Below are 3,624 nucleotides of genomic sequence, written 5' to 3'. Positions count from 1 at the left end.
CGGTTGGCCTTGTCGTAGGAGGCTTTGAAAATGTACGGAATTCCCAGTCGACCGCAGACTTCCTTCATGTGGCCGGCAACATCGAGACAAAGTTGCTCCGACTCAGCCGTACACGGGCCGGCAATCAGAAAAAAAGGCTGGTCAAGACCAGCCTCGAAACCACAGAGTTTCATTTTGCCTTGACCTTTTGATTGGCCAGCGCCGCTTTGACGTAGGACGTAAAGAGCGGATGACCCTGACGCGGATTGGAGGTGAATTCGGGGTGGAACTGACAACCGACGAACCACGGATGAATGTCAGCCGGCAACTCGATCATTTCGCACAAATCGGTACCCGGCGCGCGGCCGGCAACGATCAAGCCCTTGGCCTCCAGTTGCGCCAGCAAGGTGTTATTGACTTCATAACGGTGGCGGTGACGCTCGGTAATCTCCGGCGCGCCGTAGATCTTGCGGGCCAACGAACCTTCAGCCAGCTTGCAGACCTGACCGCCCAGGCGCATCGTGCCACCGATGTCGGAATCTTCGCTACGCTTTTCGACCTTGCCGGAAGCATCCAGCCACTCGGTAATCAGGCCAATGACCGGATAAGGCGTGTCCTGAACAAACTCAGTGGAATGCGCTTCGGCCATGCCGGCCACATCGCGGGCGAATTCGACGACAGCGAGTTGCATACCGAGACAGATACCGAGGTAAGGCACCTTGTTTTCACGGGCATAACGGATGGCAGCAATCTTGCCTTCTGTCCCACGACGGCCAAAACCGCCCGGCACCAGGATGGCATCAATGCCTTTGAGGACGCCGACACCGTTCTTTTCGAGGTCTTCAGAGTCGAGATAGACGATATTGACCTGGCTGCGCGTATGGATTCCGGCGTGCTTGATCGCCTCGATCAGCGATTTGTACGACTCGGTCAGGTCGACATACTTGCCAACAAAGGCCACGGTCACTTCGTGCTGCGGATGCTCCAGCGCCACGATCAGGTTGCGCCAGACCGACAGATCGGCGGCCTTGGCCAGGATGTTGAGCTTGTGGCAGACGATTTCGTCGAGCATCTGTTCGTGCAGCATGCCTGGTATCTTGTAGATCGAATCGGCATCGAGACACTCGATGACCGCTTCCGGCATCACATTGCAGAACAGCGCGATCTTGCGGCGCTCTTCGACCGGAATCGAACGGTCGGCACGGCACAACAGGATGTCCGGCTGGATACCGATTTCGCGCAGTTCCTTGACGGAGTGCTGGGTCGGCTTGGTCTTCAGTTCGCCGGCGGTCGGAATGTAGGGCAGCAGCGTCAGATGCATGTAGCAGACGTTGTTGCGGCCTTCTTCGAAACCGATCTGGCGAATGGCTTCCAGAAAAGGTAGCGACTCGATGTCGCCGACCGTACCGCCGACTTCGACGATGGCGACTTCGGCGCCTTCAGCACCGGCCTTGATCTTGTTCTTGATCTCGTCGGTGATGTGCGGAATGACCTGCACGGTCTTGCCGAGATACTCGCCGCGACGCTCTTTCTTGAGCACCGTGTCGTAGATCTGGCCGGTCGTGAAATTATTGCGCTTGCCCATTTTGGCGCTCGTAAAGCGCTCGTAATGCCCGAGATCGAGATCGGTCTCGGCGCCGTCCTCGGTGACGAAAACCTCTCCGTGCTGGAAAGGACTCATCGTGCCGGGGTCGACGTTGATGTAGGGGTCAAGCTTGAGGTGGGTGACTTTGATGCCGCGGGATTCCAGAATGGCCCCGAGCGACGCGGCGGCGATGCCTTTGCCCAATGAGGACACGACACCACCCGTAACGAAAACAAATTTGGTCATGGAAAGACAGGCTGCGGGAAAGCAGAATCATAGCCGATAAGGGTGAAAAACCCCAAGCTTGTCGACCAAATTTGCCTTTGCCGATGGAATAACACCCGATCTCGGTAAGCGCAGGCCGATTTGTTAGAATCACGAGCCAACCAGCTTAGCGGATGCCTCTTGAAACGCGTTCTCGTCGTCAACTACTCCCAAACCGGACAGCTTTCGGACATTACCGAGCGGGTCATCGCCCCCTTGCGCGCGGCTGGTCACGACGTTCATCTTGAAACGCTGGTGCCCGTGACGCCCTTTCCGTTTCCGTGGCCGATTGTCGACTTTTTTGATGCTTTCCCCGAATGCGTCCAGCTCGATGCACCGCCGCTGCGCCCGCTGGGCATCACCGCCGAGACGCCGTTCGATCTGGTGATCCTGACCTACCAGGTCTGGTATCTCTCCCCTGCCCTGCCGATGACGGCCTTCCTGCACAGCCCTGAAGGCCGGCGGCTGATTTGCGGCAAACCGGTCATCACGCTGGTCGCCTGCCGCAACATGTGGCTATCGGCTCAGGAAACAATGAAACAGCTGATCGCCGAGGCCGGCGGCCGCCTGATCGACCATCTGGCCTTTACCGATCAGGGCCATCCGCTGGCTACCTTCATCACCACGCCGCGCTGGGTGTGGACCGGTAAAAAGGATGGTTTTTTTGGCCTGCCGCCGGCCGGCGTCTCGCCGGAAGAAATACGTCAGGCCGGCCGCTTCGGGCTGGCTCTGGCCGACGGGCTGAACAATGACCAGGAAAAATCCGGCCAACCGATGCTGGCTGGCCTGCGCGCGGTTACAGTCAATCCGCGCCTGGCGATCAGCGAGCGGGCCGGCCGGCGGGCTTTCGGCGTCTGGTCGAAACTGGTCCGGCTATTTGGCCAGCGCGGCCAGTGGCGGCGGCGCCCAGCCCTTTTGTTGTTTGTTCTTTACCTGATTACGCTGATCGTCACCGTCGTTCCAATAAGCCTGTTGTTACAATGGCTATTTTCCCCGCTGCTCAAACCGCGACTGGATCGGCTCAAGGCCGAACTCGAGCAGCCCTCCGGCTCGCAGGAATTCAACTTACAAAAATATGCACCCTAGCGGCAAGGTTTATATCAACGGCACCTCGGCCTTCCTGCCGAATGCGCCGGTCGGCAACGACGACATCGAAAAAGTGCTCGGCCTGATTGCCGGCAAGCCGTCGCGCGCCCGGCGCATCGTGCTGCGCAACAACGGCATTCGCCAGCGCCACTACGCCATCGATCCGACGACCGGCGCCCCGACCCACACCAATGCCCAGCTAACGGCCGAAGCCGTGCGTGGCCTGGCCTGCGAACGCTTTTCCCCCAACGACATTGATTGCCTGGTCAGCGGCACGACCATTCCGGATCAGATCATGCCCAACCACGGCGTCATGGTGCATGGCGAGCTGGGCATTCCGGCCTGCGAAGTGGTGTCGACCGCAGCGATCTGCGTCGCCGGTATCACGGCGCTCAAATATGCCTGGATGAGCGTGCTCTCCGGGCAGGCCCGCAACGCGGTGGCGACGGCCTCCGAACTGTCCTCCAGCATCCTGCATGCGCGCAATTTCGCCGCCGAATCGGAACACCGGGTAGCCGAACTGGAAACCAATCCGGAAATCGCTTTCGAAAAGGATTTCCTGCGCTGGATGCTGTCCGACGGCGCCGGCGCCTTTCTGCTCCAGGATCAGCCGCGCACCGATGGCCTGTCGCTGCGCATCGACTGGATCGACATCCTGTCGCAGGCCAATACGATGGAAGTCTGCATGTATGCCGGCGGCGAAAAGCTGG

Annotated in this window: 2 protein-coding genes and 2 pseudogenes; 2 read left to right on the top strand and 2 right to left on the bottom strand. The window is 59.4% G+C overall.

Annotated features, from left to right (window positions below; translation table 11 throughout):
• Positions 1 to 173, bottom strand: a pseudogene (locus ADADOO_RS07525) (3-deoxy-8-phosphooctulonate synthase); the annotation flags it as partial.
• Positions 170 to 1,810, bottom strand: coding sequence for a CTP synthase (pyrG, locus tag ADADOO_RS07520; RefSeq protein ID WP_511276359.1), 1,641 nt, complete (start codon positions 1,808 to 1,810; stop codon positions 170 to 172). The pseudogene ADADOO_RS07525 and the gene pyrG, both read right to left, overlap by 4 nt.
• Before the next feature lie 159 nt (positions 1,811 to 1,969).
• Here pyrG and ADADOO_RS07515 point away from each other — a divergent pair, with 159 nt between their 5' ends.
• Together ADADOO_RS07515 and ADADOO_RS07510 are read left to right on the top strand one after the other, a co-directional pair.
• Entirely contained in the window at positions 1,970 to 2,914 is a 945-nt protein-coding gene (locus ADADOO_RS07515) for a dialkylresorcinol condensing enzyme (RefSeq protein WP_511276357.1), read from the top strand.
• Positions 2,904 to 3,624, top strand: a pseudogene (locus tag ADADOO_RS07510) (hypothetical protein); the annotation flags it as partial. The gene ADADOO_RS07515 and the pseudogene ADADOO_RS07510, both read left to right, overlap by 11 nt.

Source organism: Azonexus sp., from assembly GCF_036170495.1.
In the GTDB taxonomy this organism is placed as follows: domain Bacteria; phylum Pseudomonadota; class Gammaproteobacteria; order Burkholderiales; family Rhodocyclaceae; genus Azonexus.
The sequence above is the reverse complement of the archived record's forward strand: the minus strand, read 5'-3'. Positions and strand labels throughout refer to the sequence as shown.